This window comes from Corallococcus sp. CA041A (genome assembly GCF_003612075.1).
Classification (GTDB): Bacteria; Myxococcota; Myxococcia; order Myxococcales; family Myxococcaceae; genus Corallococcus; species Corallococcus exiguus.
The window spans coordinates 1-3,932 of record NZ_RAWF01000449.1; the positions used below are offsets into that span (position 1 = coordinate 1).

General features: G+C 68.7%; 4 protein-coding genes. 1 reads left to right on the forward strand and 3 read right to left on the reverse strand.

Annotation, left to right across the window (positions count from 1 at the left end; translation table 11 throughout):
- Window positions 1–124 precede the first annotated feature (124 nt).
- From D7V77_RS40740 to truD, 3 genes are all read right to left on the reverse strand, one after another.
- Window positions 125–631 carry a hypothetical protein gene (locus tag D7V77_RS40740; RefSeq protein ID WP_120581561.1) on the reverse strand — a complete coding sequence of 169 codons (507 nt, stop codon included), beginning with the start codon at window positions 629–631 and terminating at the stop codon, window positions 125–127.
- Window positions 628–1,200 (reverse strand): RNA polymerase sigma factor, encoded by a 573-nt coding sequence (locus D7V77_RS40745; RefSeq protein ID WP_233597534.1) that lies wholly within the window; start codon window positions 1,198–1,200, stop codon window positions 628–630. Before D7V77_RS40745 ends, D7V77_RS40740 begins: the two co-directional genes overlap by 4 nt.
- Before the next feature lie 96 nt (window positions 1,201–1,296).
- The gene (gene truD, locus D7V77_RS40750) at window positions 1,297–2,955 is read right to left on the reverse strand and encodes a tRNA pseudouridine(13) synthase TruD (protein ID WP_120581563.1); all 1,659 of its coding nucleotides are present in this window, start codon (window positions 2,953–2,955) and stop codon (window positions 1,297–1,299) included.
- A gap of 70 nt (window positions 2,956–3,025) precedes the next feature.
- On the opposite strand from truD, the gene D7V77_RS40755 reads away from it, so the two are divergent.
- A partial coding sequence (locus D7V77_RS40755; protein ID WP_120581564.1) for a hypothetical protein occupies window positions 3,026–3,932 on the forward strand: 907 nt, incomplete at its 3' end.

Below are 3,932 nucleotides of genomic sequence, written 5' to 3' on the forward strand. Positions count from 1 at the left end.
AAGCTCTGCAACCAGAGGACGGGCCAAGCCTTGATAAGCCTCAGGGCGCCTTCCGCGAGCGCCACGGGGGCGCCGAGGAGGAGGGTCGGAAGCAACAGGCGGGGGAGGATCTTCATGGTCACGCTCAGGCTTCGGAGAGGGACGGAGGAGGGGAGCCGGCCAGGCGCTTCAGGCCGAACAGCGACGTGAACACGACGAAGGCGACGATGCAGGCCACCGCCAGCCCCGCGGTGCTCCACAGGGCGTGCGCACCGCTGAACAGGCCTTCCACGAACGCACGGCTGTCACGCACGCTGGACGCGAACGCGGTGCCCATGCGGCCGAGCGCCCTGTCATTGGTGAACAGGAAGCCCAGACCCACGCCCAGGGACGTGAGCAGGATGGCCAGGCCCGTCCACACCTCGCGGCGCTGGGGCACGGGGCTCTCCGCGACGCGGGCCATCACGTTCACGACCAGCGACGGGGGCGGGAGCGGATCCGCCAGCCGGAACAAGTCGTTCTCCAGCAGGCGGTGGTCCTCCATCAGGGCCGCGCACGCCTCGCACTCCGCGGCGTGATCCAGGGCGGGACCCTCACCGGCCTCCAGCTCCGCGAAGAGGACCTCCAGATCAGGGCAGGGGGTGGGGCTCATCGCGTCTCCTCCTCGGCGGGCGCCATCTTCTTGCGCAGCTTTTCACGGGCTCGGAACAGGCGGGCCATGATGGTCCCGGGCGCGCAGCCCATGATCTGCGCGATCTCCTTCGTGGTGCGCTTCTGGACGTAATAGAGGGCCAGCACTTCACGGTCGTCCACGGAGAGCGTCTCCATGGCGGCCTCCAGTGACTGCCGCTCCTCGCGCGCGATGGCCCCGTCCTCCTGGGACACGTCGTTGCTGGGGAGCACCTCCTTCATGGGCTCCAGCTCCTCCGTGCGCACCTTGGTGCGGCGGCGGAGCAGGTCCAGGCAGAGGTTGCGGGTGATGGCGAGCACCCAGAGATCGAACGGGCGCGAGTCGTCGTACCGGTGGAGGTTCTGGTACGCGCGGAGAAGGGCCTCCTGCGCGACCTCGGCGGCCTCCGCGTCGCTCTGCAAGAGGCGCAGCGCCAGGCCGTACACCGGGCGCTGCACGCTGCGAACGAGCGCTTCGAAAGCGGACGGGTCCCCCTTGCGGGCGGCCTGCACGTCCGCCTTCCAGGGGAGCGGGGCGGCGTCCTCAGCCATCAGCATTCCGATGGCCATGGGGAGCGAGTCGAGGGCAAGAGCGTTCACACCCTGGACTACGGGCGCGGCCAAAGGCCATTGCGCCGCCCTCGATCATCACTTCCGCTTCTGTTTTTTCGCGGACTTGGCGGCGGCAAGGCGCTGCTTTTCGGCCTTTTCCGCCCGGCTTTCGGCCTTCACCTGCTTGCGCTGCTTCTGCTTCGCCCGGAAGCCCAACGGAATCTCCGGCTCGGGAGCAGGCGAGGGGGCGGCTTTGACCTCATCCAGGTCCGGCAGCTCCTCGCGGGGCTTGCGGGCAGGACGGCCGATGCGGCTGGGGGGACGGGCGTCCTTCGCGGGCGGTGCGGCCCGGTCGTCGCGACGGGAGGTGCCCGGACGGGCGGGGCGCTCGGACGTGGCCGGACGCTCGGACGTGGCCGGACGCGTGGTGCGCGGGGTGGCCCGGTCCGCCAGGGTGCGGTGGCGGGAAGGTCCTTCCGAGGCACGCGCGACACTCCGGGCCTCTTCCACCCGGACCTCGTCGCGCTCGGTGGTGACGAGCCGCGGGCGCTGCGAGGTGCGGATGTCCTCCTTCGAGTCCTCCGTGTACTCGAAGTGGAACAGGCGCTTGATGACCAGCGTGGCGTACGCGCCCGGGGGCAGCGTGAAGGCCACGTTGACCTTGATGTCGCCGCGGTTCACGTCGTCGTTCTGCGTGCGGCCCACGACGAGCTTGTGCGGGAACATCACCAGCGGGCGCTCCTCACCCTTGAAGTAGAGCATCCGCTCCGCGCCCTTGATGCGCAGGTCGGGGAGCTTGAGCTTCTCCTTGCCCAGCACCCACGCCATGGCCTCCGCCACCTTCGGATCCTCGAAGGTGGAGTCCGGCCCCACGAGCGGGAAGGTCTTCTCGCGCAGCGTGTGCAGCACGTCCGGGGTCGCGTCCCGGAAGTGCAGCAGCGTGCCGGCCTGGTAGCGCATGGGGAACATGGCTTCGCGCGGCAGCATCAGCTGGAGGTAGCGGCGGACGCCCTCGTTCCAGAGGAAGCTCTGGTATTCGAAGAGGATCATCGCCCGGTAGTCCGAGTCGATCTGCAGGAACGCGCGGAGCCAGTCGCCCGGGTGTTCACGCAGGGAGCGCAGGATGCGGTGGTACTTCTTCGCGCCCTCGAAGGGCACGCGCGCGTCCCACTTGCCCCAGTTGTCGCGCCAGAAGCCCTTCACCTTGGCGTCCTCGGTGCGGTCCAGGTCCGAGGGGCGGGCGAAGTAGTTGTGCAGCGCGGCCTCGAAGTCGCCCCGGATGAGGTCCTTGGCGATGAAGCCCTGGCCGTGCTTGAGCGCGCCGAAGCGCTGGCTGTCGAAGTAGTTCACCACGCCCAGCCGGTTTACCTCCGCGGCGGCCAGGTTCAGCGGCGCAAGCGAGTCACGCGTGAGGGCACGCACGGTGACGGAGAAGCGGTTGGAGGTGATGTTCCTCGCGGACAGCGGCTTGTCCGTCCGGCCCAGGAACTTCAGGCGCAGATCGGGCTCCTGCATGTCCACGTCAGCGCTGTCCACGGCGATGATCTGCTCGGTGCGGCCCTGCTTGTCCTTCAGGCCGCAATAGCTGATGGCGCCGGGCTTGAGGCCGAACGCGTCACGGATTCGGTTGACTGCGTCAAAGGTGGACAGCTTCTGCTTGTCCATCAGGTAGACGCGATGCTTTCCGCTGGCGACTTCGTCGAAGCGGTAGGACTCCTTCACGGAGAAGTCCTCGGGTTTTTGCTTGATTCGCACGATGCCCCCTTACCACGTGACCGCCCGGATTGAAGCGTTCGCGCTGGAAATGGGCTTAACCTGCAACCCCATGAGAAACCTTCCCGTTCTGCTCCTGCTGGGGCTCGCTGGGCTCTCCGCCGGGTGCGCGACCCCGTTGTCCACCATGCAGACCGCGAAGACGCTCTCTCCCGGGCAGGTCCAGGTGACGGGCAGCATGGGCGTGTTCGTCCCGGTGGGGACGCTGGCGTCGGTGGTGGACGTGGGCATCGACCAGGGGCTCGAGGCGAAGCGGGCCATCGAGGAGGACCGGCCCTACAACCTCACGGAGGAGGACCAGCAGCGCCTGCTGACGGCGGGCCTGGCCCTGGCGGTGGCCCCGCCGGGGGTGAACCCGGAGCTGATGGTGCGGGTGGGGCTGCTGGACGGCTTCGACGTGGGAGGGCGTTACAACGGCAACGCGCTGCGCTTCGACGGCAAGGTGCGCCTGGCCCACGGCGGGCCGGGGCCTCGCCGCTCCTATGACCTGGCGCTGGGACTGGGGGTGTCCAAGTACCTGTTCTCCGGGGCGGTGATGGACGTCCTGGAGGTCGTCCAGCTGGGGGACTTCAGCCGGACCGACGTGGAGGTGCCGCTGTACCTGAGCGCCGAGTACGGCGACGTGTTCAAGCTCTACGGCGCCCCCAAGTACGTCTTCAGCCACACCCGGTTGGACGCCCAACTGGTGGACTTCTCCCAGCAGGGCAAGCCGGTGACGGGCTTCGACGCGAGCCTGCCGTCCGTGGTGAACAGCCACTTCGTGGGCTCCACGGTGGGCTTCGCGGTCGGCTACAAGTACGTGCACTTCTACGCGGAGCTCACCGGGGGCTACGTCTTCTGCAACCCCCACGTCTTCGGGCAGAAGCGGGACCTGGGCGGGATGACCTTCCTGCCGTCCGTGGGCCTGGGCTTCCGGGCCCCCGAGCGCCGCCCGGCCGCGTCCGTGAACCCCGCCGCCC